Genomic DNA, 23,626 nt, shown 5'->3' with positions numbered 1-23,626 from the left:
GGTGCTGCCCAGGACATCGTTGTCCGGGTGGGGCTGGGGTGATGACTAGAGACGGTGCGGAGGGCTGGTGGGATGGCTGGAGTCGGGTCCGAAAGGCTGGTGGGACGACCGGAGTCGGGGGCGGGAGGCTTGCCACGAGTGCCCCGACGCGCTAGTTGGGGCCCTGTGGACGCAGCAGCACCTTGCCGACGCCCGGATCGCCGCTGCCGACCAGCTCGATCGCCGTGGCGAAGTCGGTGAGGGGCAGCTCATGGGTGATCAGCGGCCGCAGGCTCAGCAGCCCCGCGTCGAAGACCCGTACCGCGTGTGACCAGGCGGCGGGCGGGGCCCCGAAGACGGTCTGCACCTCGATCTGGCGGACCACCAGGTCGGTGGGGTCAAGACCCTCCGCGCCCGCCGCCGGGATGCCGGTGAGCACCAGCCGGCCGCCCCGGCGCAGCAGGGAGGCGGAGGTACGGGCGGCGGAGGCCGATCCGGCGGTCTCGATCACCACGTCATAGCCCGAGAGCTGGTCGGACAGCTGGTCCCGGGTGCGGAACTCGGTGCCGCCGAAGGACAGCGACAGCCGCTCCCGGTCCGGGCGGGTGCCCACCACCAGCAGTCGCGCGGGGGAGACGGCGGCGAGGAACTGCACGGCGATCATGCCGAGCGTGCCGGTGCCGACCACCGCGACCCGCTCACCGGGCTGGGCCCGGGCCTTGAGCGCGGCGGCGGCGATGCACGCGGCGGGTTCCAGCAGCGCGGCCGCGCCCAGGTCGGCGTCGTCGGACAGCGGGTGCAGCAGCCGGGCGGGCAGGGCCAGGGTGTCGGCCATCGCCCCGGGCTGGGTGAAGCCGGTCTCCTCGTACCCGGCCGTGCACAAGGTGGTGTCCCCGGCGTGACAGCGGTCGCACACCTGGCAGTTGCGGAACCCCTCGCCGACGACCTTGCGGCCGACGAGCGCCTCCGGGACGCCCGCGCCGACCGCCTCGACCGTCCCGGACCACTCGTGGCCGGGGGTGACGGGGTAGCGGACGTACCCCTCGGGCCGGTTGCCCTGGTACAGCTCGCGGTCGCTGCCGCAGATCCCGGAGGCGTGCACCCGCACCCGCGCGTCGCCGGGGCCGGGCGCGGCCGCCTCGGCGGCGGCGGGGGTCTCGACGAGACGGAACGCGCCGGGGGCGTCGAGGACGAGCGCGGTCACTGCCGTCCGCCCTTCGGGTCCCGCTTCTCCCAGCCCTCGGCCCACAGGTCGAAGTGGGCCTGCTGCTGCGGGAATTCGGCCGCCGCGTCGGTGTCCAGCTCCACGCCGAGACCGGGCTCGTGGGAGAGCTGGAAGTAGCCGTCCACGACCTGCGGGGCGCCCTTGACCACCTTCTTGATCTCCGCGTCGGCGAAGTCGTTGAAGTGCTCAAGGATCTTGAAGTTCGGGGTGCAGCCGGCGAGCTGGAGCGAGGCGGCGGTCAGCACCGAACCGCCCACGTTGTGCGGGGCGATCAGCACGTAGTGGGTCTCGGCCGTGGCGGCCAGCTTGCGCGCCTCGCCGATGCCGCCGATGTGGCCGACGTCGGGCTGGATGATGTCGGCGGCCTGCGACTCGAACAGCTCGCGGAACTCGATCCGGTCGTGGATGCGCTCACCCGTGGCGATCGGCAGCCGCGTCTTCTCCGCGACCTTCGCGAGCGCCTTGAGGTTCTCCGGCGGCACCGGCTCCTCCAGCCACGACGGGTGGAACCGCTCCAGCTCGCCCGCGATCCTCACGGCCGTCGCCGGGCTGAACCGCCCGTGCATCTCCACCAGCAGCTCGGTCTCCGGGCCGATCGCGTCCCGTACGGCCTCCACGAGGGAGAGCGAGTGCAGGGTCTCGGCGTGGTCCAGCTCGAAGTGGCCGGTGCCGAAGGGGTCCAGCTTCAGCGCCCGGTAGCCGCGCTCGACCACCGTGGAGGCCGCCTTGTGGAACGCCTCGGGGGTGCGCTCGACGGTGTACCAGCCGTTGGCGTACGCCTTGACCCGGTCCGTCACCTTGCCGCCGAGCAGCTGCCAGACGGGCACCCCGAGCGCCTTGCCCTTGATGTCCCAGCAGGCCATCTCCACACAGGCGATGCCGGACATCACGATCTCGCCCGCCCGGCCGTAGTCGCCGTACTTCATCCGGCGGACCAGGTCCTCCACCGCGAACGGGTCCGACCCTGCGAGGTGATTGGTCTCGGCCTCACGCAGATAGCCCAGCAGCGCATCGGTCCGCCCCAGCATGCGGGTCTCGCCGACGCCGGTGATCCCCTCGTCCGTATGGACCTGCACATAGGTGAGGTTGCGCCAGGGGGTGCCGACGACATGCGTACTGATACCGGTGATGCGCACAGCAATCGACCCTTCGCGATGTTCGATATTTCGTCACTCGTTCGAAATCTTGACGTGACGGTAATAAGGGGCCATCAGGGGTGTCAATGGCTGTGCGTCGAATGACGTGCGAACGTGACAACCCCTCATGACCGATCAAGAACCATCATGACCGATCATCTCGCCGGACAACATGCCTGCCGGAATGTTCGTTGGGGGCGCCTGTGTGGGGGCTCAGTCCCGGGTGTGCGGGAGCAAACGGGTCGGGGTGACCTCTTGGGCATGGAGGACGGCATCGCGCCAGTCCGCGAGCGATAGGCGTCCAGCGCGGTGCCTCCCAAGATCGCGTCAGCGAACTCCGCGGGTGGCGCCGGTAGCCTCGGACATGAACCGGGGTTGAGGTCGGGCCAAGGGGCGACGGCGGCTACGCACCGCTTCGCTCCAAGGGGCGACGGCGGCTACGCACTGCTTCGCTGCGCCTCCACCAGGACCTCGCCCGCCGTCGTCCGGTCGTACAGAACCGATCGCCCCACCCGGCGCCTGCGGACCAGGCGGGCCTCGCGCAGGACGCGCAGATGGCGGCCGACCGAGCCCAGCGTCTGGCCGGTGAGGGCCACCAGGTGGGTGGTGCTCTTCGGGGTGTCGAGGAGGAGCAGGACGCTCGCGCGGGCCGGGCCGAGGAGACGGGCGAGGGGGTCGGCGGCCGGTCGCGGGTCGGATGCGGCGAGGGCGCCGGCGCAGGGGTAGATCACGGCGTAGCGGTGCGGGGCGTCCCAGGCGACCCAGCCGGTGAAGGGGGTGACGGGGACGAAGAGCAGCTGGGCGCCGTGGATCGCGCGGGGCGGGTTGTCGTGGGCGTTGATCTGCAGTCGGCTGCCGCCCAGCCAGCGCATCCCCGGGCGCAGGTTGTCCAGCGCCGCCGCCCAGCCGCCCTGGCTCACCTGGCCGGTGCGCGCCACCACATCGGCCTCGATGATCCGGCGGCGGCGCGGCCATGTGGGCCGTACGGCTTCCGTCCACACCCACGCCAGCAGCTCCGCGAGCCGCCCCGGCAGATCGTCGCGGCGCAGCGCGGCCGGGAGCGGGGTGCGGCCCAGGGAGACCGTGAGGTCGCCGCGGGCGGCGGCGGGGGCCGTCGTACGGATGCGGGCCAGCTCCTCCTCGAAGGACGGCTCGCCCTCGCCGGGCGGCGCCTGGGTGAGGAAGTCCGCGAGCCAGGTCCGGCCGAGCGCGGCCCGGACGAGCAGCGCGGTCACCGGGTCGTCGGCCAACCGGGCCCGGTAGGCGGGCAGATGGGCGTCGAGCCAGGCCCGCTCGCCCGGGTGCGCGGCGCTCGCCCGCTCCAGGGTGATCAGGGCCGCGGTGGTCTCGGCCAGGGCGGAGCGGACGAACCGGCCGCCCGCGAGCGTGTCGGCGTCCACCAGCCACAGCCCCATCCGGCCACCTCCGCCGCCACCCCGTGGTCGCGCGTCGTCGCGCGTCGTTCCGTGTCGTTCCGGTCGTTTCGCGTCCGGGCGAAACATTAACGCCGTCGCGCGGCGACTCCCGAGCCTGAAGGCCATGCGCACGTATCGAGAAGTGTTCCGGGTCCCGGAGTTCACCCCGCTGTTCCTGGTCTCCGCCACGCAGGTGGCCGCCTCGACGGCGAGCGGCCTGGCCCTGGGCACCCTGGTCTACGCGGCGACCGGCTCGCCGCTGCTCTCCGCGCTCAGCATGTTCGGCCCCTCGCTCGCCCAGGTGGCGGGCGCGCTGGCGCTGCTGTCGGCGGCCGACCGGCTGCCGCCGCGCGCCGCGCTGTCCGGGCTGTCGGCGCTCTTCGCCCTGGGGACCGTCGCGTTGGCCCTCCCCGGGCTGCCCGTGGCGGCCGTCCTCGCCATCGTGTTCGGGCTGGGCGCGGCGGCCTCCCTCGGCGGCGCCGTCCGCTACGGGCTGCTCACCGAGATCCTGCCCAAGGACGGCTATCTGCTGGGCCGTTCGGTGCTCAACATGTCGAGCGGCACCATGCAGATCGGCGGATACGCGGCCGGTGGCCTCCTCGTGGCCACCCTCTCGGCGCGCGGCACCCTGCTCACCGCCGCCGCGCTGTACGTACTGGCCGGGGTCACCGCACGGTTCGGGCTGAGCAGGCGCGCGGCCCGGTCCGGAGGGCGGCCCTCGGTCGCCGAGACCTGGCGTGTCAACGCCCTCCTGTGGTCCTCCGCGCCCCGACGCCATGTCTACTACGCGCTCTGGGTGCCCAACGGGCTGATCGTCGGCTGTGAGTCCCTCTTCGTGCCCTACGCGCCCCGGCACGCCGGGCTGCTCTTCGCCGTCGGCTCCCTCGGCATGCTGATGGGGGACCTGCTCACCGGGCGGCTGCTGCCGCCGCACCGGCGGGAGCGGTTCGCGGCGCCCCTGCGGCTGCTGCTCGCCGCGCCGTATCTGGTCTTCGCCCTGCACCCGCCGCTGCCGCTCGCGCTGGCCGCCGTCGCGCTCGCCTCGGTCGGCTTCTCGGCCACGCTGGCACTCCAGCAGCGGCTGATGGCCCTGACGCCGGACGAGATGAGCGGCCAGGCCCTGGGGCTGCACTCCTCCGGCATGCTCACCATGCAGGGGGTGTCCGCCGCCCTCGCGGGCGCGCTGGCCCAGCCCACCTCCCCGGCGGTGGCGATGGCCACGCTGGCGGCGGTCTCCGTGGCCGTCACCCTGGCCCTGGCCCCGGGGCTGCGGGGCGATCCCGGGGCGCGTCGGCCTCAAGCGGCTCCGGCGGAGGGGACGGTCGAGGGGGTGGCCCGGGAGGGGTGAGCACCGTAAGGGCGGGGGCGGGCACTGGAGCGGTCTGGGTGGGCACCGTAAGGGCGGCGGTGAGCACCGTAAGGGCGGGACGAGTTCCGTATGGGCAGGGGCGAGTCCCGTAAGAACGCGGGTGAGCACCGTAAGGGCGTCACCGGGGTCAACCGGGCGCGGCGCTCCTCGGTCAACCGGACGCCCGGTGGCCACCCGTTGGGCGGTGCCGGACACGCCGCACGGGGGTGAGGTTCCCCCGGACGAGTTCGGGAGCCCGGTAGCTGTACGGGCAACTGAACTCCCGCTCACGGGCATCCGTTCGGCGACTCCGCTCGGGAGGACGCGGCGGAACCCGGGCGGGAGTCCGCTCCCGCCCCAGGAGGTATGTACGACCATGCGCAACCGCCGCCGCGCCCTCGGCGCCCTTACCGTTCTCCTCATGGCGGCGCCGGCCGCCCACGCCGCGCCCGCCGGGCACGGTGGGTTCGACCGGCCGCGTCTGCCCCTGCCCTGGACCGACGATCTGACCATCGACCGCACCGGGGACGTCACCCGGGACGGGTCCGTCACGCTGTACGGCAGCTACCGATGCGTCCGGGAAGGGATGGAGTACACGCGGGCGAGCGTGCTCGTCACCCTCACCCAGGGCCGGGAGCGGCACGGCCTCGGCGGCTATCACGCGATCTGCGACGGACAGCGGCACCGCTGGCTGATCGACGCGGTGGACGTGGGACGGTACGAACCGGGACCGGCGGAGGTCGAGGGCACGCTGTTGAGGTTCGACACCAACGGCACCTTCGTACCGGTGCCGAGGAACACGGCCGGGGTCGAGCGGGGGATCAGGCTGGTGGGCGGCGACGGCTGAGCCACCGCCACGAGACGGCCCGCCCGCGCGGCCGTCACCCCTCGGCCGCTTCGTCTCCCTGCCCCAGCAGGGAGACGAAGGCCCGGAAGAGGGCGGGCATGTCCACCGCGTCCCGGTCGTGCAGCCACTGGAACTGGAGCCCGTCCATCACCGCCACCAGCAGCGGCGCGGCGGCCTCCGGGGTGAGCCCGCCGGGGAGCCGGTCGCCGAACTCGCCGCGCAGGATGGCCGCCATGTCGGCGCGCACCTTGTCATAGCGCTGGGTGAAGAAGCCGCGCGCGGGGTGGTCGTCGGTGACGCTCTCGCCGAGGAGTGCGGAGAAGGTCTGGACGATGCCGGGGCGCATCGCGTTGTACTCCACCAGCGAGCCGAGCAGGTCCAGCGGCCATATGTGCCCTCCGTCGCGCCGCGCGGAGCCGGTGTCCCACTGGTCGCGCTCCTCGAGCACGGCGATGAGCAGCGATTCCTTGGTGGGGAAGTAGTGGAGCAGCCCCTGTTGGGTGAGGCCCACCCGCTCGGCGACCGCCCCGAGGGTCGCGCCCCGGTAGCCGCGCTCGGCGATCACTTCGAGCGCGCGGCGGACGATCTCCGCCCGTCGTTCCTCACCACGCCTGGTACCGCGCTCGGCCGCCCTCTCCATGCTCGTACCGTAGAGCATGTTTGGTAACGAGTCGATAACGGTACCTACCTGGCAACAGGTTCTCGGGTCCACGATGGCCTCGGACGAGAACCGGACGGGACCCGCACCGGGAGGGGCGAGCGATGGCGGACGCGATCGGCGAGGGCGGCACGGCCGGCGAGGGCGGCGAGGGCGGCGAGGTTGGCACGGCCGAGGTTGGCGAGGGCGGCACGGCCGAGGTCGTGGAGAAGGCCCTCGGGCTGCTGGATCTGGACACCAAGGCGCGGCTGCTGTCCGGGCAGGACATGTGGAGCCTGCCCGCCGTTCCGGCGATCGGGCTGCGCTCCCTGGTGATGTCGGACGGCCCGATCGGCGTCCGCGGCGTCCACTGGACCGCCGACGACCCCTCCATCGCCCTGCCCAGCCCGACCGCGCTCGCTGCGACCTGGGACCCGGAGCTCGCCCGGCGGGCCGGGCGGCTGCTCGCGCAGGAGGCGCGGCGCAAGGGCGTCCATGTGCTGCTCGCGCCGACGGTCAATCTGCACCGCTCCCCGCTGGGCGGCCGCCACTTCGAGGCGTACAGCGAGGATCCGTATCTCACCGGCGAGATCGGCACCGGCTATGTGACGGGTGTGCAGGACGGCGGAGTGGGCACCACCGTCAAGCACTTCGTGGCCAACGACGCCGAGACCGAGCGCTTCACCGTCGACAACCAGGTGGGCGCGCGGGCGCTGCGCGAGCTGTATCTCGCCCCCTTCGAAGCCATCGTCAAGAACGCCCGCCCCTGGGGCGTCATGGCCGCCTACAACGGGGTCAACGGCTCGACCATGACCGAGCACCGCGAGCTCCAGCAGGGGGTGCTGCGCGGTGAGTGGGGCTTCGACGGCTTCATCGTCTCCGACTGGATGGCGGCCCGTGACACCGTGCGGGGGCTCAAGGGCGGGCTCGATGTCGCGATGCCCGGTCCGCGGACCGTCTACGGCGAGGCGCTGGCCGCCGCGGTGCGCGACGGCCGGGTGAGCGAGGCGGAGCTGGACGCGGCGGTGCGGCGGCTGCTCACCCTGGCCGCCCGGGTCGGCGTCCTGGACGGCGCGGCCCCGGCCGTCGCCCCCGCCGACCGGCCCGGCCCCATCGACGGGGACGCGCTGGCCCGCGAGATCGCCCGGCGGTCCTTCGTCCTGCTGCGGAACGAGGGCGCGGGCGGCCGGGACGCGGTGCTGCCCCTGGACGCGGGCGCTCCCGGTGGTGTGCGGTCGCTGGCCCTGATCGGCGCCGCGGCGCGCGACGCCCGGGTGCTGGGCGGCGGTTCGGCGGTGGTCTTCCCCGACCATGTGGTCTCACCGCTCGACGGGTTGCGGGCCGCGCTGCCGCCGGGCGTCGAGCTCAGCTACGCCGTGGGCGCCGACCCCACCGACGAACTCGCCCCCGCCGCCCAGGGGTTCGCGCTGCGCGCCGTGGTCCGGGCCGCCGACGGGCGGGTGCTCGGCGAGTCCCGGCTGGCCGACGGGCAGGTGCAGTGGATCAGCGACTTCCCCGACGGGGTGAGCTTCGAGGAGCTGCACACCGTCGAGACCGTCGGCACCTTCACCCCGCGCGAGAGCGGCGCCCACTCCTTCGGCACCAGGGGGCTGGGTGGCCTCCGGCTCGCCGTGGACGGCAAGGTGCTCTTCGAGGGGGAGGAGCACCCGCAGGACGTCGGCGACCCCTTCGAGGCGTTCATGGGCGCGCCCGTGGCCCGGGGCCAGGTGGAGCTCACGGCGGGCGAACCGGTGGAGGTCAGCCTCACCTGCGCGGTGGTCCGCCCCGAGGACGCCCTCCTCGACGCCGTCTGCTTCAGTCTGCTGCACCGGGCGCCGGAGCGGGACGCCGAGGAGCTGATCCAGGAGGCCGTCGCCGCGGCCTCGGCGGCCGAGGCGGCCGTGGTGGTGGTCGCCACCACCGAGCGGGTCGAGAGCGAGGGGTTCGACCGCGGGCATCTGCGGCTGCCGGGCCGTCAGGACGAGCTGGTGCGGCGGGTCGCCGCCACCGGCACCCCCACCGTGGTGGTGGTCAACGCGGGCTCACCGGTCGAGATGGCCTGGCGGGACGAGGTCGCCGCGGTGCTGCTGAGCTGGTTCCCCGGCCAGGAGGCGGGGGCCGCGCTCGCCGACGTCCTGCTGGGCGCGGAGGAGCCGGGCGGCCGCCTGCCCACGACCTGGCCCCAGCGCCTCGAGGACGCCCCGGTCAGCGCGGTGACGCCCAGCGAGGGCCGACTGGTCTACGACGAGGGCGTGTTCATCGGCTACCGCGCGTGGGAGCGGCGGGAGGGGATCGCTCCGGCGTACTGGTTCGGGCACGGCCTGGGCTACACGGACTGGGCGTATGAGGCGATGGACGTCACTCCCGCGGAGGGCGACGGTGAGGCGCTGGGCACGGTGACCGTGCGGGTCCGCAATACGGGGGCCCGGGCGGGCCGTGAGGTGGTGCAGGTCTATCTCGCCGTGCCTGAGGACGAGGCCGAGGCCGGTGCCCATGACGGCGCCCATGACGGCGCCGAGGACCGCCCGGTGCGGCGCTTGGCGGGCTTCGCCTCGGTCACCGCGGCCCCGGGGGAGACGGCCGAGGCGACCATCCCCCTGCCCCGCCGGGCCGCGGAGATCTGGGACGAGGCGAAGGGCGCCTGGCGCCTGATCCCGGGCACCTACGCGGCGGAGGCGGGCCGCAGCGTCGCCGACCGCCGCCTGTCGGTCCCGGTGCCGGTGCGGACGACGGCCTGAGCTACGCCGTCCGGCGTGCGGTGGGGCTGCGGCCCGCTTCCGCCGGTCAGAGGGTGACCGCCGANGGGGCTGCGGCCCGCTTCCGCCGGTCAGAGGGTGACCGCCGAATCGTGACGCCTGCGGCGGGCTGTTCCCCTCCCCACCCCTTCCCGAAACCGGGGCTCCGCCCCAGACCCCGGGGCGGGGCTCTGCCTCAGGCCCCCGGGCGGGGCTCCGTCTCGGAGCTCGGGCCGGGCTGCGTCCCAGGTCCCCGGGGCCGGGGCGAAGCCCCTGCTATGCGGTGGAGCCGTATAGCAGATCCGCCGGACACCCCATGGCCCACCTCGCCCGGCCCGGAGGGCTCGCGCCTCGCGGCCCGCGCTCGGCTTCCGGCCCTTGGCCGGGAGCCGAGCGCGGGGCGGGGTCAGGGCGCGGAAGCGGTGATGCGGCGGTAGGCCATTTCGGCCAGTTGTGCCTGGCCCGCCTTGCTGGGGTGGAACCAGTCCCATTTGCTCAGCTCATGCGTGGTGAAGCGGTATTCGTGCACCGCCGGGTCGTACCGGCACAGCACATCCCGCCCGCATACGTCCTTCAGCACCTTGTTGTACTCGGTCACCCGGTCCGCCACCCGCTGCCGGCGGTCGTTGGAGGCCGCGTCCAGGTCCTGGGAGTCCTTCAGCATCGACGGGCAGATGCCCAGCTTCCAGATCTGCCGCCCGAAGACGTTCTTCCGCCCCTCCGACCACAGCCGCTTCAGGTCCGGCACGCTGGCCACGTACACCTGGGTCTTCGGCAGATCACGGCGCAGCCGGGTCAGCGCCGAGGTGAAGGTGGTGCGGAACTGCTCGGTGGAGGTCATGTCGTCCACCGAGTCCCGGCACGCGTCATTGGCGCCGATCATCACGGTGATCAGCTTCGGCTTGCGGGCCGCGGCCGCCTCGATCTGGCCGGGGAGGTCGGCCACGACCGCGCCGGTCTTGGCGAAGTTCCAGGCGTGGGTGCCCGCGCCGGCGGTGGTGGAGGGCAGCAGTCGCTGGGCGAGGCTCTTCACATCGGTGCCGGTGGACCACGACACCTCGGGGCAGTCGGAGAGCACCGAGCAGGCGTCGAAGCCGCGGGTGATGGAGTCGCCCAGGGAAGCGATCGAGGTCGGCCGGGTGTTCCAGACGATCGTCCGCTTGGCGCCTGGGGTCTTCCCCGCGCGGGTCGGCCCGTGCCGGGAGGGGTCGTCCGAGCTGCCGAAACAGCCCGCGGAGCTCAGTACGGCGGCGGTGGTGAACAGCACCACGCCGGTGCGCCCGGCGGAGCGCGAAAGAGCGCGCCCGGCGGTGCGCTCGGCGGAGCGCTCAGCGGTGCGCCCGGCGGAGCGCGATGTAGTGCGCGAGGACGGGCGCACGATCGTACGCGTGGTCGAGGAAGCGGCCGCCGATCGCTTCCGGCGTGTCGCGCTGACCCGCATGGCTGTTCCCCCTCCGGCTGTTGGGTGATATCTATCCGGACCGACGGTACGTCACTCCTCCGGCTGGATCGCACGGTACGTTTTTCTTGTGCCAGATGAGCGTCGTCCCCGCGACATGGCGCGCCATGCGGTACCAGCACATTACGCCCCGTCACATCCTGTCCACTTTCTTAAGAATTCTGCACGATAAATTTCACTGAAGGTGACGTCGAGACTGGTGTGGGAGTGATCACTAGGGCAGAATGTGATCCGATGTCCCGGGCGGGACCGGTACGGGCGCGAGGCCGCTGGGGAAGGCGCACCTCGAACCGCACAGGAGGCACCGGTGACGACCCGTGGAGTTCTGTATGTGCACTCCGCTCCGCGCGCGCTGTGCCCGCACGTCGAATGGGCGATCGCGGGCGTCCTCGGCGTGCGGGTCACTCTCGACTGGATCAAGCAACCGGCGGCGAACGGCACCTGGCGTGCCGAGTTCTCCTGGCAGGGCGAGGTCGGCACGGCCTCCAAACTGGCCTCCGCGCTCCGCGGCTGGCATCTGCTGCGCTTCGAGGTGACCGCCGATCCCTGCGCCACCGCCGAGGGCGAGCGCTACAGCTCCACCCCCGAGCTCGGCATCTTCCACGCCGTCACCGGAATGCACGGCGACATCCTGATCCCCGAGGACCGGCTGCGCGCCGCCCTCGCCCGCTCCGCCCGCGGCGAGAGCGACCTCGAGGCGGAGATCGCCAAGCTGCTCGGCAAGCCCTGGGACGACGAGCTGGAGCCGTTCCGCTACGCGGGTGAGGGCGCCCCGGTCCGCTGGCTGCACCAGGTCGTCTGAGCCCTGACGCGCCGCCAGCCCTTTGACCGGTAGCCCGCTTCGGGTTTTAGCGTGGCGGAATGACCGAACAACACCCGGCAACGTCCGTCGCGGTCCTCGGCACCGGCATCATGGGCTCCGGAATGGCCCGCAACCTCGCCCGCTCCGGGCTCGAGGTCCGTGCGTGGAACCGCACCCGATCCAAGGCCGAGCCGCTCAGCCAGGACGGCGTACGCGTCACCGACACCCCGGCCGAGGCCGTGGACGGCGCCGATGTCGTCCTGACCATCCTCTACGACGGCGCCGTGGCGCTCGAGACGATGCGGCAGGCCGTCCCCGCGCTGCGCCCCGGAACCGCGTGGGCCCAGGCCACCACGGCGGGTCTTGAGGCGCTGGAGTCGCTCACCGCGTTCGCCCGCGAGAAGGACCTCGTCCTCATCGACTCACCCGTCCTCGGCACCAAGCAGCCCGCGGAGAGCGGACAGCTGCTGGTGCTGGCCGCCGGGCCCAACCCCGTCCGTCCGGTCGTCTGGCCGGTCTTCGACGCCATCGGCAGCCGTACGGTGTGGGTCGGCGACAGCGCGGAGGGCGCCGCCGCCACCCGGCTCAAGCTGGTGCTCAACAGCTGGGTCCTCAACGTCACCCACGCCACCGCCGAGGCGGCCGCCCTCGCCAAGGGGCTGGGCGTGGACTGGCAGGGATTCCTGGACGCGGTCGAGGGCGGCCCGCTGGACAACGGCTATATGCGGGTCAAGTCGGCCCAGCTGCTCCGGGGCGACCTCGAGCCCAGCTTCGCCACCAAGACCGCGGAGAAGGACGCCCGGCTGATCGTGCAGGCCGGGGAGCGCGCCGGAGTGCGGCTGGACCTGGCGGCCGCGGGCGCGGAGCGGTTCCGCCGCGCGATCGAGGCGGGCCACGGCGACGAGGACATGGTGGCCTCGTACTTCGCCAGCTTCGACGGCGAAGCCCCCTGAGGCAGGCGAAGCCCCCTGAGGCAGGGGGAGCCCCCCGAGACGTAGGAAGCTCCCCTGACGCCCTGACGCCCTGTCGCCCTGACGCGGAAGCGGCCCGCCCCCGGCCGGAGCCGGAGGCGGGCCGCCCCCACATATCGGCGCCGCACGGCGCCGAGCGGTCAGACCGAGCGGAAGGCCAGCACCACATTGTGGCCGCCGAAGCCGAACGAGTCGTTCAGCGCCACGATCGGGCCCTCGGCCGGCAGCGCCCGCGCCTCGCCGGTCACGACGTCCGCGTCCGCCTCCGGGTCCAGCGAGCCGATGTTGATCGTCGGCGGGGCCAGCCGGTGGTACAGCGCGAGCACGCTGGCCACCGTCTCCACACCGCCCGCGCCGCCGAGCAGATGGCCCGTCATGGACTTGGTGGCGGAGACCGCCATGTGGTCCACGTCGTCGCCGAACACCTTGCGCAGCGCCTTGATCTCCGCCAGGTCGCCCTGCGGCGTCGAGGTCGCGTGCGCGTTGACGTGCGCGATCTCGGCACCGCTGATGCCGGTGTTCTCCACCAGGTTCTGCAGCGCGTTCCCGATGCCGTTGCCGGACGGCTCCGGCTGGGTGATGTGGTGGGCGTCGGCCGAGATGCCCTGGCCGATGGCCTGCGCGTACACCCGGGCGCCGCGCGCGGCGGCGTGCTCCGCCGACTCCAGGACGATGGCGCCCGAGCCCTCGCCCATCACGAAGCCGTTGCGGTCGACGTCGAACGGGCGCGAGGCGCCCTGCGGGTCGTCGTTGTTCTTGGACATCGCCATCATGTTGCCGAAGGCGACCATGGGCAGCGGGTGGATGGACGCCTCGGTGCCGCCCGCGACGACCACATCGGCGCGGCCGCTGCGGATCATCTCGATGGCGTAGCCGATGGCCTCGGCGCCGGACGCGCACGCGCTCACCGGGGTGTGCGCGCCCGCGCGGGCGTTGAGGTCGATGCTGACGTTCGCCGCCGGGCTGTTGGGCATCAGCATCGGCACGGTGTGCGGGGAGACCTTGCGGACGCCCTTCTCGCGCAGCACGTCGTACTGGTCGAGCAGGGTGGTGACCCCGCCGATGCCGGAGGCCACGACCGCGCCGAGCCGGTCGGGGTCGATCGAGGAGTCCTCGCCCGCCCTGGCGGTGAAGCCCGCGTCCGCCCAGGCCTCACGAGCCGCGAGCAGCGCGAACTGCGCGGAACGGTCGAGCTTGCGGGCCTGCGGACGCGGAATGATCGTGCCCGGCTCCACCGCGATCTTCGCGGCGATGCGGACCGGCAACTCGGCCGCCCATTCCTCCTCCAGGAGGCGGACGCCGGACCGGCCGGCCAGCATGGCCTCCCAGGTCGACGGGGCGTCGCCACCCAGCGGCGTCGTGGCACCAACACCGGTGACGACCACGGTGCGATTGGTCGAGTTCACAGGAATTCCTACTCCACGTGTAGAAGGTGCTGGACCTGCCACCGCACAGGTGGCGACGACCGGCCTTGATACGGGCTCAGCCCTGGTGCTTGAGGATGTACTCGACGGCGTCGCCGACGGTCTTGAGGTTCTTGACGTCGTCGTCCGGGATCTTCACGTCGAAGCGCTCCTCGGCGGCGACGACCACCTCGACCATGGACAGCGAGTCGACGTCCAGGTCGTCGGTGAAGGACTTGTCCAGCAGGACGTCCTCGGTCGGGATACCGGCGATCTCGTTGACGATCTCGGCGAGACCCTCGAGGATCTCTTCCTGAGTGGCGGCCATTGCGGCGCTCCTTCTTCGGTGTGTTGCGGTGGTGGCGCAGCGTCCGACTTCTACGGGGCTGCGTGGATATGGACTATGGAGCCTAAGGGAGGGTAACGACCGTCGCTGCGTAGACGAGACCCGCTCCGAATCCGATGACGAGCGCGGTGTCGCCGCTCTTCGCCTGCCCCGTCGCCAACAGCCGCTCCATGGCGAGCGGAATGGAGGCGGCCGAGGTGTTGCCGGTGGTCTCCACGTCACGGGCGACCGTGACGTGCTCCGGCAGCTTGAGGGTTTTGATCATCGAGTCGATGATCCGCATATTGGCCTGGTGGGGGATGAACGCGTCGAGCTCGTCCGCGCTGACCCCGGCCTCGTCCAGGGCCTGCTGGGCGACCTTCGCCATCTCGTAGACCGCCCAGCGGAAGACGGCCTGGCCCTCCTGGCGCAGCGCCGGGTAGCGCACGTCGGCGGCGTCCTGCCCGCGGTAGACGTCCCAGGGCAGCGTCTGGGTGATGGTGTCGGACTTGTCGCCCTCCGAGCCCCAGACGGTCGGGCCGATCGCGGGCTCCTTGGAGGGGCCGACCACCACGGCGCCGGCGCCGTCGCCGAACAGGAAGGCCGTCGCCCGGTCCTCCAGATCGGTCAGGTCCGAAAGCCGCTCGACCCCGATGACCAGCACATGCTCCGCCGTGCCGTCGGTGATCATGCCCTTGGCGAGGGTCAGCCCGTAGCCGAAGCCCGCACAGCCCGCCGAGATGTCGAACGCGGCCGGCTTGCCGGTGCCCAGCAGATGCGCGATCTCGGTGGCGACCGCCGGGGTCTGCTTCAGGTGCGAGACCGTGGAGACGATCACGGCGTCGATCTGCTCCGGCGTCACACCGGCGTCGGCGATGGCCTTGCCTCCGGCCTCCACGGACATGGCGGCGACCGTCTCGTCCGGACCCGCCCAGTGCCGGGTGGCGATGCCCGAGCGGGAGCGGATCCACTCGTCGGAGGAGTCGATGTGCTTGAGGATCTCCTCGTTCGGCACCACCCGGGTCGGACGGTAGCCACCGACGCCGAGAATGCGCGCGTACGGGGCGCCTTTACTGGGCCTGATCTTCGCGGTCATGCTTCTCGGAGCTCCTCTTCGGCCGGTGTGTCGACGGGAACGGCGTGCTCCTCGATCAGCGCACGGGCCGTGTCGAGATCATCCGGAGTCTTCAGCGCCACATTGGTGACGCCCGGCAGCGCGCGCTTGGCGATGCCGGTGAGCGTGCCGCCCGGGGCCATCTCGATCAGCCCGGTGACGCCCAGCTCCTGGAAGGTCTTCATGCACAGATCCCAGCGCACCGGGTTGGACACCTGGGCGACCAGCCGCTCGATCACCCCGGCCCCGGTCGTCACGACCCCGCCATCCCGGTTGGAGACGTAAGCCGTGCGCGGATCGGCCACCGGGACGCCCGCGACCAGGGCCTCGAGGGCGGCGACCGCCGGGGCCATGTGGCCGGTGTGGAACGCGCCGGCCACCTTGAGCGGTACGACGCGCCGCACCCCCTCCGGCTTGTCCTCGGCCAGCGCCGCCAGCTGCTCGGCGGTGCCCGCGGCCACGATCTGCCCGGCGCCGTTGACGTTCGCCGGGGTCAGTCCGTGCTTGTCGAGGTGGGCGACGACATCGTCCTGCTCGCCACCCAGTATGGCGGCCATTCCGGTCTCGGTGCGGCTCGCGGCCTCCGCCATGGCGAGTCCGCGGCGGCGGACCAGCACCATGGCCGCTTCGTGGTTAAGCACACCGGAGGCCGCGGCCGCGGTGATCTCGCCGACGCTGTGGCCCGCGACCGCGCCGATACGGTTCGGCAGCTCCGCGAGTCCGGTCGCGCCCTCGAAGCCCTCGCCGAACAGCGCGTGGGCGGAGACCAGACCGGCGGCCACCAGCAGCGGCTGGGCCACCGCGGTGTCGCGGATCTCCTCCTCGTCGGCCTTGGTGCCGTAGTGGATGAGGTCCAGACCGGAGACGGCCGACCACCAGGTCAAACGTTCGGTGACGCCGGGGAGGTCGAGCCAGGGGGTCAGGAAGCCGGGCTTCTGAGCGCCCTGGCCGGGAGCGACGAGTACGAGCACTCTCACACTCTCTCTTGTGGACGGTCCGGCTCGCCCGTGAGGACAAGGACGAAGAACCGTCAGGGGAATTGTGGGGGTCCAACAAACGGTCAGGGCAATATGTTCGCGTCGGCGAGACGTCCCAGGATCAGGGCTATGCGCAGAGTAAACGCCGACCTGACGTCGGAAGGTGACCATCCGGTGACGTCCGTCACACGTCGTAGCCGGTAGCGGACGGTGTTCGGGTGAACGAAGAGCATGCGGGCCGCCCCCTCCAGACTGCTCGCCTGTTCGAGGTACACACTCAGTGTCTCCAGCAGCGCCGAACCGGCTTCCTCCAGCGGTCTGTAGATCTCCTCCACCAACTGCTCACGGGCAGCGGGATCCCCGGCCATCGCGCGCTCGGGCAGCAGATCGTCGGCGAGCACCGGGCGGGGCGCGTCCGGCCAGGCGGTGCACGCCTTCAGCCCGGCCGCCGCCGCCCCCGCCGAGCGGGTCGCGGCCAGCAGGTCGGAGACCACGGGACCGGCCACCACCGGACCCGGGGCATACGGCCCGATCAGCGCCTTTGCCGCCTGGAGCGGATTGTCCGAGCCGCCCGCGACCACCACGAGACGGTCGCCCAGCACCCCGGTGAGCACCTGCAGCTTGGCGTGGCGGGCGGCCCGCCGGATCGCCTCGACGGTCAGCTCGCTGTCCCCGTCCGGGGCGGTGCCCAGCACCACGCACACATGCTCGGGGGAGTTCCAGCCCAGGGCGGCGGCGCGGGACAGCGCCCCCTCGTCCGCCTCACCCGACAGCACCGCGTTGACCACCAGCGACTCCAGCCGGGCGTCCCAGGCGCCGCGCGCCTCGGCGGCCTGCGCGTACACCTGGGCGGTGGCGAAGGCGATCTCCCGCGCGTACACCAGCAGCGCCTCGCGCAGCACCGACTCATCGCCCGGGGCCGCCACGTCGTCGATCGCCGACTCCATGACCTCGATGGTCGTGCGGACCATCTCCACGGTCTGCCGCAGGGTGATCGCCCGGGTCAGCTCGCGCGGGGCGGTGCCGAACACGTCGGTGCTGATCGCCTGGGGTGCTTCGGGGTGGCGAAACCATTCGGTGAAGGCCGCGATGCCCGCCTGCGCCACCAGCCCGATCCAGGAGCGGTTCTCGGGCGGCATCGCGCGGTACCACGGCAGCTGCTCGTCCATGCGCGCGATGGCGTTGGCGGCGAGCTTCCCGGAGGACTTCTCCAGGCGGCGCAGGGTGGCACTGTGCGGATGCGGGGTGTTCGAGGCTGGTTCAGGCACGAGGACAAGACTGCCTTATCGGGTGGTGAGCGCTGGGGGCGGGAGGCTACGCGGGGGTATACGCGGGGGTAGGGACGGGGCGGGGGCGGACGGTCCGGGGCGCACTACCGTGGACCGGGTGATGTGGATACAGCGGTCCGGTGCACGGTATCCGGGCGGGGAGGGCGCGGGCATCGAGACGCGCCACGCCTTTTCCTTCTCTGGGCACTACGACCCCGACAATGTCCGGTTCGGGTCCCTCGTGGCCTGCAACGAGGAGCGGCTCGCCCCCGGTGCGGGCTTCGCCGAACATCCGCACCGCGATATGGAGATCGTCACCTGGGTCGTCGAGGGCGAGCTCACCCACGAGGATTCCACCGGCGCACGGACCGTCGTGCGCCCCGGCGACGTCCAGCGGCTCAGCGCCGGAAGCGGAGTGCGCCACACCGAGCGCAACGCGGGTGCGGAACCCCTCACCTTCGTCCAGATGTGGCTGGTGCCGGGCCCCGGTGCCGCGACGGATCCGGCGTACGAGGTGGTGCGCGGCATCGCCGACGGCACCCCGTACGCACTGGAGCGCACCGAGGCGGTGCTGCATGTACGGCGGCTGGTGGCCGGTGAGCGCACCGCGCTGCCGGACGCGCCCTGGGTGTACGCGCACGCGGTGCGCGGCGCGGTGCGCATGGACGGGCAGACGCTCACACCCGGCGACGCGGCCCGGATCTCCGCTGCGGAGGGGTTGGAGGCGCGCGCCGAGGGCCCGGCCGAGCTGCTGATCTGGGAGATGCACGCGGAGCCGGGCTACGGCTGAGGGGTGCTGTGGGCTACGGGGCGGTCGGGCGGCTCCGCCGCGCGGCAGGGGCTGCGCCCCCTGGACCCCGGGGGCTGGGGCGGGGCCCCGGTTGAGGGAAGGGGCGGGGAGGGGAGCGGCCCGCGGCGGGCACCACGATCCGTTGGCGCCCCCTGGGCCCATGGCGACCCCTGGCCCGTGGCGCCCCTTAACCCGTGGCGCCCCCTAACCCATGGCGCCCCCTAACCCATGGAGACCTCTAGCGCAGCTCTAGCCCAACTCGGCCAGGACCGCGTCGGTGAACGTGGGCCAGACCTCGATCGCCCACGGGCCGAAGGCCCGGTCGGTCAGGGCCACACAGGCGGCGCCCGCGTCCGGGTCCACCCAGAGGAACGTCCCGGACTGGCCGAAATGCCCGAAGGTGCGGGGCGAGGAGGAGGCGCCGGTCCAGTGCGGCGACTTGCCGTCGCGTATCTCGAAGCCGAGCCCCCAGTCGTTGGGCCGCTGATGTCCGTAGCCGGGCAGCACACCCGTGAGACCCGGATGGACCACGGAGGTGGCCCCGGCCAGCGTCTCGGCCGCCAGCAGCCGCGGGGCCTGCAACTCCCCCGCGAAGCGCACCAGGTCGTCCACGGTCGAGACGCCGTCCTTGGCGGGCGAGCCGGGCAGGTCGGTGGCGACCATGCCGAGCGGCTGCAGCACCGCCTGGCGCAGATACTCCGGGAACGGGATGTCCGTGGCCTTGGCGATGTGGTCGCCCAGCACCTCGAACCCGGCGTTGGAGTAGAGCCGGCGGTTGCCGGGCGCGGCGACCGAGCGGTGCTCGTCGAAGGCGAGCCCGGAGGTGTGGGCCAGCAGATGGCGCACCGTGGAGCCCTCGGGCCCCGCCGGTTCGTCCAGCTCCACCGCGCCCTCCTCGACGGCGACCAGCGCGGCGTAGGCGGCGAGCGGCTTGGTGACCGAGGCGAGGGGGAACCGATGGCCGGTCGGGCCGTACGATCCGGCCAGGGTGCCGTCCGCGCGCACGACGGCGGCCGCCGCCGTCGGAACCGGCCAGTTCTCGATCATCCGCAGGCTCTCCATGCCCAAGAGCCTACGGGGTGCCCGGTGGGGCCCCGCGGCGGAGCCGCATATCGACGCTCCCCCTCCCGAACCAGGGGCTCCGCCCCTGGACCCCGGGGGGCGACGGGCCGACCGTCGCCCCGATCGGCTCGCCGGCCAGGGCCCCGACCGCGCCGCCTGCGACGCGGTGCTCCGCCCTGGGCCCCGGGGGCCCGCGCCGCCTGCGACGCGGCGGTCGAGCGGCGGCTGGCCGGTGCGCCCGGGTCCAGGGCGGCCGCAGGGCGGGCGCTGTTCGCGGCGGGCGGCGAGGGCCTGAGCACCTGCGTCAGCAGGCGGTCGGCGCGCCGGGGGCTGGGGCGGAGTCCCAGTTGAGGGAAGGGGCGGGGAGGGGAACAGCTCGCCGCGGGCGCCAAGGTTCCCCCAAATCTTCGCTTGCTTGGAGTGCACTCGAACTCCATAGCGTTGAAGACGTCGACGAGGTGTGCGGATCCGCGACCCGCGAGAGGTGAATCGGCATGACCGTGATGGAGAGCGCCCCCGTGAAGGCGCGGAAGAACTGCGCGGGGAGGAGCGGCCACCCCCGGCCCACCGGGCAGGACCGGTACTCGATCAGTGAGGTCGTCGCCCACACCGGGCTGACGGCCCACACCCTGCGCTGGTACGAGCGGATCGGGCTGATGCCCCACGTGGACCGCACGCACACCGGCCAGCGCCGCTTCACCAACCGCGACCTGGACTGGCTCGACCTCGTCGGCAAGCTGCGGCTGACCGGGATGCCGGTCGCGGACATGGTCCGCTACGCCGAGCTGGTGCGGGAGGGCGAGCACACCTTCGCCGAGCGCGAGGAGCTGCTGACCACGCACCGCGAGAACGTGCGGGAGCGGATCGCCGAACTCCAGAGCACGCTCGAAGTCCTCGACTTCAAGATCGATGTCTACGCTGACGCCCGGAGGGCGTCTGAGAGGTTTGACCGTTCCTAAAGACTGAGCGGCAGTGAGTCCTGTCGCCAGGACTCATGCTCAGCCGCGTGCCCCGAACGGTGCTGGGCACACTGGTCACCCGCGTTCGCTCCGCATCCGGCGCGCATGGATCGTGTCCGTGGTCCGGGGATGCGGGGGCGGGGTTCCTCACGCCTCGGAGCGCCCGGTCGGGCCTGGACGGTCCGATGCCCCACACGATCGCTCTGGTCGTGTGGGGGCGGTGTCGTCCGTCGCCGGATCGGGTGTCCCAGGGCGCGCCTGCCGATCGCCACGGCGGCTGCGTCGTGGCGGGTGGTGGTGCGGTTCTTACAGGTGAGTGGCTTCTGCCAGTGCTGGGCGCCCCAGCGGCTGGTGTAGGCCGGGTCGACGGCGATGACGGTGATGCCGAGTTCGGCCGCCATGCTCACGAGCCGGGCCCGCAGTCTGCTGACGGGCATGCCGGAGATGAGGTTGCGGAACTTCTTGCGGCGGCCGTGCTTCTCGCGGGTCTTGTCCGCGGTGAAGTCGAGGTCTTCGATCGCGACTGCGAGGCCGTGGCGTTTGGCCCAGTGCAGCAGGCTGATCAGGGCATGCCGGACCTGGGCGTCACGGTGGGCGGCTGGGCCGGACAGGTCGAAGCCGAACCGGACGGGCGCGCCGACTGGGTTGCCGTGTGTGTCCAGACGCCAGGCTGCGAGGTGATCGGCGTTGGTGTCGACGCCAACCAGGCCGCCTCTGTGGGCTGCGGCCAGGGGCACGGTCTTCACCGGGGGGACTGTCCACGATGCGGTGAGGTACCAGCGCCCGCATGATGTGTCTTCGTGGATGCGGTAGGCGACGGCGCGGTTGGCGGTGACCCGGTCGCGCCACTGCTCACCCCGGTGCGCGAACGCCACCCGCGCGGCGAGCACGTACCGGCCGCGCGGGGCGTTGGCCAGATGCGCCAGCGGGGCGGGCAGTTTGAGGGAGACCTCGCCGTCGGGAGTGACACGGATGGTCTCGTTGCCGAACCGCTTGCCGGACTCGCCATCGGCCTCAAGGAACCGGCGCACGGCCTGCCAGCGCGTGCGCCACCGCTCCTCGGTGAGCCCGGCGGCCCGCAGGTGGTGGCGGGCGTTCAGCAGCCCCTTCCCGCCCCGCACCACACGGACGACTCCCGCCTCCCAGTCCGCCCGCGCCGCCTGAAGCCGGTCTTCGAGCACGCGCAGACGGCGGGCCTTGGCATGCCACTCCCGCCTGCTGCGGTAGCCGCCCGGAGCGCGCTTGCCGCCCTTCTGCCCGATCGGCAGAGACAGCCGGTACGCGACCATGCGCACATCCGCTTCCAGGCTCTGGATGTATGCGAGCTGGCCGCGCCTGGCCAGCGCCCATTGATCATGGGTGGCCTTGGTGATCGACCCGGCCCATCGGGAGGAGGACTCCTGCGTCAGGGTCCTCTTGCGCGCGGCCCACTGGCCGGTGTCATGGTCCAGCCCGGCCGCGCACCGCGCTTTCAGATCCCGGGAGGCGAGCGTGCCCAGATGGTCACCGATCAGACGAAGAACCTCCTCATCCTCCACACTCAGGTGCTTGAGCCGGTCGCGGACCGCGACTCCGGACGGGCCAAGGGCGATGAACGGTGCCGCCATCTCCCGTAGCCCGCCCATCCCCTCACCCCCGTCCCCACGCCGGCTGAAAAACCCCTCACCACGCTCAACGACCACCACGGGCAAAGGTCACACATTCGACCAAGGAACCTTCGTTCTCACTCATGGGGCCGCACATGCCGCAGCCCGCACACGCACTCATGCACGCCAGAACACGCTATGCGCAGTCAATCGCCAGCAGTTCACAACCCCGTATGAGCGACAGCGCCAACGAGACCATCGCGGCGTACCGGGCATGGCGGTGCCGCCGGTGCCCGGCGCGGCAGGGTGGGCGGCCAGGGCTCGGCGGGTGGCCGACGGCGCCGGGCGCCACCGGATGCCGGGCGGACGGCGGTCAGATGAGGCCCTGGCGGCAGTCCGGCCCCGTGCCCGGACCGCCGCCGTCCTCCCCCGCGCACCGCACCCCGTCGAAGTCCCCCAGCGCGATCCGCGAGAAGTTGCGCAGCGAATCCGTCCCCGGCGCGAAGTAGCCGGTGTGGCCGTGGGCGCTCTCGGAGGAGACCACCCGGGCGCCGAAGGACGGATCGGTCGGGTCGTCGCCGTGGCCCAGGCCCAGGAAGTCATAGCCGGTCACCCGGCGGATCCAGTCGGTGCGGTCCCGCGCCGCCCAGACCCGGGCCCCGGTGCGCAAGGCGTCGGCGCTGTCCGCGCGCATCCCCGGGCTGCCCAGCACCACCAGGTCGGAGACGCGGGCGCGGTCCATCGCGGAGGCGGCGAGACCGCAGACCACCGAGCCGTAGCTGTGGCAGAAGACGGCGGGCGGGGCGTCGGCGGTGGCCGCGGTGGTCACGGCGAGCCCGGCCAGAAACCGGTCCAGGCGGGGCGCGCCCGCCTTGGCCAGGCGGCTGGTGGCGGCGTCCGGGCCCAGCCCGACCGGGGTCGTGTAGCCGACCCAGGCGATGACGGCGGTCGGCGTCGCGGGCGCGTCCTTGGCCATCTGCGCCCGCAGCGACCGGGCCATCCCGGCCGGGGCGCCGTACGGGTCGCCCGTGCGGTCGAAGTCCTCCAGGTCGATGTCCGAGCCGGGCACGATCACGGCCGTGCGCCGGGCCGCCGCCAAGTCCCCGTACACCTCCGCCACCTGGCCGCGCCCGCGCGGATCGAAGGCGAGGATCTGGCGGCCGGGCTCCAGCAGCGCCGCGTACCGCTCGGCGAGCGGGCTCTTCGGGTCGGCCTTCCGCTCCTTGTGCCAGGCGGCCCGGATCGCCCGGGCGTTGGCCTCGTACCGCAGGCCCAGCGGTGCCCCGTCCAGATTGCCCACCACCTCCGGGTGCCGGATGACCAGCGCCTTCCGCTGGACCTCGGTGAGCCGGTCGAAGAACCGGGCGACCCCGGCGGGCGAGGTGGTGGCCGGATCGGGCAACTCGCGCCCGGCCCCGCCCAGCGAATGGTCCGCCAGCCACGCGGCGGTCCCCGGCGGTGGCCCGGTGATGGCCTGCTCCTCGTGGGCCACCGTCCAGCCGGCCGTCCCCGCCATGACGGTGATGGTGAGCGCCGCGGTGATCAGGCGCCGTGCGTAGTGCCTGGTGCGTAGCGTCTGGGACATGGC

The 23,626-nt window shown here is 72.7% G+C and carries 21 protein-coding genes; 8 read left to right on the top strand and 13 right to left on the bottom strand.

What is annotated here, in order from left to right; all coding sequences use genetic code 11:
• Positions 1–151: 151 nt before the first annotated feature.
• The 3 genes from IEJ02_RS03145 to IEJ02_RS03135 form a co-directional block, all read right to left on the bottom strand.
• Positions 152–1,183, bottom strand: coding sequence for a zinc-dependent alcohol dehydrogenase (locus IEJ02_RS03145; RefSeq protein ID WP_191063253.1), 1,032 nt, complete (start codon positions 1,181–1,183; stop codon positions 152–154).
• Complete coding sequence (locus tag IEJ02_RS03140) at positions 1,180–2,340, bottom strand: mandelate racemase/muconate lactonizing enzyme family protein (protein WP_137977803.1); 1,161 nt, start codon at positions 2,338–2,340, stop codon at positions 1,180–1,182. Before IEJ02_RS03140 ends, IEJ02_RS03145 begins: the two co-directional genes overlap by 4 nt.
• Before the next feature lie 437 nt (positions 2,341–2,777).
• The gene (locus IEJ02_RS03135; protein WP_191063252.1) at positions 2,778–3,755 is read right to left on the bottom strand and encodes an ArsR family transcriptional regulator; all 978 of its coding nucleotides are present in this window, start codon (positions 3,753–3,755) and stop codon (positions 2,778–2,780) included.
• Between the two features lie 124 nt (positions 3,756–3,879).
• On the opposite strand from IEJ02_RS03135, the gene IEJ02_RS03130 reads away from it, so the two are divergent.
• The 3 genes from IEJ02_RS03130 (at position 3,880) to IEJ02_RS03120 (ending at position 5,950) form a co-directional block, all read left to right on the top strand.
• A complete protein-coding gene (locus IEJ02_RS03130; RefSeq protein ID WP_191063251.1) occupies positions 3,880–5,103 on the top strand; it encodes an MFS transporter in 1,224 nt (407 codons plus the stop codon).
• Between the two features lie 90 nt (positions 5,104–5,193).
• Positions 5,194–5,334 (top strand): hypothetical protein, encoded by a 141-nt coding sequence (locus IEJ02_RS03125; RefSeq protein ID WP_191063250.1) that lies wholly within the window; start codon positions 5,194–5,196, stop codon positions 5,332–5,334.
• Between the two features lie 145 nt (positions 5,335–5,479).
• Complete coding sequence (locus IEJ02_RS03120; protein WP_191063249.1) at positions 5,480–5,950, top strand: DUF6299 family protein; 471 nt, start codon at positions 5,480–5,482, stop codon at positions 5,948–5,950.
• A 34-nt stretch (positions 5,951–5,984) separates the two neighbouring features.
• Here the strand turns inward: IEJ02_RS03120 and IEJ02_RS03115 are convergent, their stop codons facing one another.
• Positions 5,985–6,590, bottom strand: a complete 606-nt coding sequence (locus IEJ02_RS03115) for a TetR/AcrR family transcriptional regulator (RefSeq protein WP_137980712.1) — start codon at positions 6,588–6,590, stop codon at positions 5,985–5,987.
• A 122-nt stretch (positions 6,591–6,712) separates the two neighbouring features.
• On the opposite strand from IEJ02_RS03115, the gene IEJ02_RS03110 reads away from it, so the two are divergent.
• On the top strand, positions 6,713–9,325 hold the full coding sequence (locus IEJ02_RS03110; protein WP_223863290.1) for a glycoside hydrolase family 3 protein: 2,613 nt from the start codon (positions 6,713–6,715) through the stop codon (positions 9,323–9,325).
• A gap of 403 nt (positions 9,326–9,728) precedes the next feature.
• Here the strand turns inward: IEJ02_RS03110 and IEJ02_RS03105 are convergent, their stop codons facing one another.
• Positions 9,729–10,763: an SGNH/GDSL hydrolase family protein gene (locus IEJ02_RS03105; protein ID WP_191063248.1), complete on the bottom strand. Its 1,035-nt coding sequence runs from the start codon at positions 10,761–10,763 to the stop codon at positions 9,729–9,731.
• Positions 10,764–11,088: 325 nt separating this feature from the next.
• Between IEJ02_RS03105 and IEJ02_RS03100 the strand changes: the two genes are divergently transcribed.
• Positions 11,089–11,583 (top strand): DUF3145 domain-containing protein, encoded by a 495-nt coding sequence (locus IEJ02_RS03100; protein ID WP_137977799.1) that lies wholly within the window; start codon positions 11,089–11,091, stop codon positions 11,581–11,583.
• A gap of 59 nt (positions 11,584–11,642) precedes the next feature.
• Positions 11,643–12,536 carry an NAD(P)-dependent oxidoreductase gene (locus IEJ02_RS03095; RefSeq protein ID WP_191063247.1) on the top strand — a complete coding sequence of 298 codons (894 nt, stop codon included), beginning with the start codon at positions 11,643–11,645 and terminating at the stop codon, positions 12,534–12,536.
• 158 nt (positions 12,537–12,694) lie between these two features.
• Here the strand turns inward: IEJ02_RS03095 and IEJ02_RS03090 are convergent, their stop codons facing one another.
• The 5 genes from IEJ02_RS03090 to IEJ02_RS03070 form a co-directional block, all read right to left on the bottom strand.
• Positions 12,695–13,960, bottom strand: coding sequence for a beta-ketoacyl-[acyl-carrier-protein] synthase family protein (locus IEJ02_RS03090; RefSeq protein ID WP_191063246.1), 1,266 nt, complete (start codon positions 13,958–13,960; stop codon positions 12,695–12,697).
• A gap of 76 nt (positions 13,961–14,036) precedes the next feature.
• On the bottom strand, positions 14,037–14,285 hold the full coding sequence (locus IEJ02_RS03085; RefSeq protein WP_014060365.1) for an acyl carrier protein: 249 nt from the start codon (positions 14,283–14,285) through the stop codon (positions 14,037–14,039).
• An 82-nt stretch (positions 14,286–14,367) separates the two neighbouring features.
• The gene (locus IEJ02_RS03080; protein WP_191063245.1) at positions 14,368–15,378 is read right to left on the bottom strand and encodes a ketoacyl-ACP synthase III; all 1,011 of its coding nucleotides are present in this window, start codon (positions 15,376–15,378) and stop codon (positions 14,368–14,370) included.
• Positions 15,375–16,367 (bottom strand): ACP S-malonyltransferase, encoded by a 993-nt coding sequence (locus IEJ02_RS03075; protein ID WP_191063244.1) that lies wholly within the window; start codon positions 16,365–16,367, stop codon positions 15,375–15,377. Before IEJ02_RS03075 ends, IEJ02_RS03080 begins: the two co-directional genes overlap by 4 nt.
• Positions 16,368–16,456: 89 nt before the next feature.
• A complete protein-coding gene (locus IEJ02_RS03070; protein WP_020871571.1) occupies positions 16,457–17,641 on the bottom strand; it encodes a PucR family transcriptional regulator in 1,185 nt (394 codons plus the stop codon).
• A gap of 121 nt (positions 17,642–17,762) precedes the next feature.
• Between IEJ02_RS03070 and IEJ02_RS03065 the strand changes: the two genes are divergently transcribed.
• On the top strand, positions 17,763–18,431 hold the full coding sequence (locus IEJ02_RS03065) for a pirin family protein (RefSeq protein ID WP_191063449.1): 669 nt from the start codon (positions 17,763–17,765) through the stop codon (positions 18,429–18,431).
• A 249-nt stretch (positions 18,432–18,680) separates the two neighbouring features.
• Here IEJ02_RS03065 and IEJ02_RS03060 read toward each other — a convergent pair whose 3' ends face one another.
• Positions 18,681–19,493: a serine hydrolase domain-containing protein gene (locus tag IEJ02_RS03060; protein WP_191063243.1), complete on the bottom strand. Its 813-nt coding sequence runs from the start codon at positions 19,491–19,493 to the stop codon at positions 18,681–18,683.
• Between the two features lie 494 nt (positions 19,494–19,987).
• On the opposite strand from IEJ02_RS03060, the gene IEJ02_RS03055 reads away from it, so the two are divergent.
• Positions 19,988–20,452 carry a MerR family transcriptional regulator gene (locus IEJ02_RS03055; protein WP_191063242.1) on the top strand — a complete coding sequence of 155 codons (465 nt, stop codon included), beginning with the start codon at positions 19,988–19,990 and terminating at the stop codon, positions 20,450–20,452.
• Here the strand turns inward: IEJ02_RS03055 and IEJ02_RS03050 are convergent.
• Complete coding sequence (locus IEJ02_RS03050) at positions 20,449–22,077, bottom strand: IS200/IS605 family accessory protein TnpB-related protein (protein WP_191063241.1); 1,629 nt, start codon at positions 22,075–22,077, stop codon at positions 20,449–20,451. The genes IEJ02_RS03055 and IEJ02_RS03050 overlap by 4 nt on opposite strands.
• 334 nt (positions 22,078–22,411) lie before the next feature.
• Positions 22,412–23,623, bottom strand: a complete 1,212-nt coding sequence (locus IEJ02_RS03045) for an alpha/beta hydrolase (RefSeq protein ID WP_191063240.1) — start codon at positions 23,621–23,623, stop codon at positions 22,412–22,414.
• Positions 23,624–23,626: the final 3 nt, after the last annotated feature.

Origin of the sequence: Streptomyces sp. 5-10 (assembly GCF_014712245.1) — a bacterium.
In the GTDB taxonomy this organism is placed as follows: domain Bacteria; phylum Actinomycetota; class Actinomycetes; order Streptomycetales; family Streptomycetaceae; genus Streptomyces; species Streptomyces violaceusniger.
This window is presented reverse-complemented; position numbering and strand designations above follow the sequence as displayed.

Excerpts from the sequence above, each read along its gene's own strand:
- IEJ02_RS03135 (WP_191063252.1), bottom strand. The coding sequence starts at position 3,755 with ATGGGGCTGTGGCTGGTGGACGCCGACACGCTCGCGGGCGGCCGGTTC.
- IEJ02_RS03130 (WP_191063251.1), top strand. The coding sequence starts at position 3,880 with ATGCGCACGTATCGAGAAGTGTTCCGGGTCCCGGAGTTCACCCCGCTG.
- IEJ02_RS03125 (WP_191063250.1), top strand. The coding sequence starts at position 5,194 with ATGGGCAGGGGCGAGTCCCGTAAGAACGCGGGTGAGCACCGTAAGGGC.
- IEJ02_RS03120 (WP_191063249.1), top strand. The coding sequence starts at position 5,480 with ATGCGCAACCGCCGCCGCGCCCTCGGCGCCCTTACCGTTCTCCTCATG.
- IEJ02_RS03115 (WP_137980712.1), bottom strand. The coding sequence starts at position 6,590 with ATGGAGAGGGCGGCCGAGCGCGGTACCAGGCGTGGTGAGGAACGACGG.
- IEJ02_RS03110 (WP_223863290.1), top strand. The coding sequence starts at position 6,713 with ATGGCGGACGCGATCGGCGAGGGCGGCACGGCCGGCGAGGGCGGCGAG.
- IEJ02_RS03105 (WP_191063248.1), bottom strand. The coding sequence starts at position 10,763 with ATGCGGGTCAGCGCGACACGCCGGAAGCGATCGGCGGCCGCTTCCTCG.
- IEJ02_RS03095 (WP_191063247.1), top strand. The coding sequence starts at position 11,643 with ATGACCGAACAACACCCGGCAACGTCCGTCGCGGTCCTCGGCACCGGC.
- IEJ02_RS03085 (WP_014060365.1), bottom strand. The coding sequence starts at position 14,285 with ATGGCCGCCACTCAGGAAGAGATCCTCGAGGGTCTCGCCGAGATCGTC.
- IEJ02_RS03080 (WP_191063245.1), bottom strand. The coding sequence starts at position 15,378 with ATGACCGCGAAGATCAGGCCCAGTAAAGGCGCCCCGTACGCGCGCATT.
- IEJ02_RS03065 (WP_191063449.1), top strand. The coding sequence starts at position 17,763 with ATGTGGATACAGCGGTCCGGTGCACGGTATCCGGGCGGGGAGGGCGCG.
- IEJ02_RS03060 (WP_191063243.1), bottom strand. The coding sequence starts at position 19,493 with ATGGAGAGCCTGCGGATGATCGAGAACTGGCCGGTTCCGACGGCGGCG.
- IEJ02_RS03055 (WP_191063242.1), top strand. The coding sequence starts at position 19,988 with ATGACCGTGATGGAGAGCGCCCCCGTGAAGGCGCGGAAGAACTGCGCG.
- IEJ02_RS03050 (WP_191063241.1), bottom strand. The coding sequence starts at position 22,077 with ATGGGCGGGCTACGGGAGATGGCGGCACCGTTCATCGCCCTTGGCCCG.
- IEJ02_RS03045 (WP_191063240.1), bottom strand. The coding sequence starts at position 23,623 with ATGTCCCAGACGCTACGCACCAGGCACTACGCACGGCGCCTGATCACC.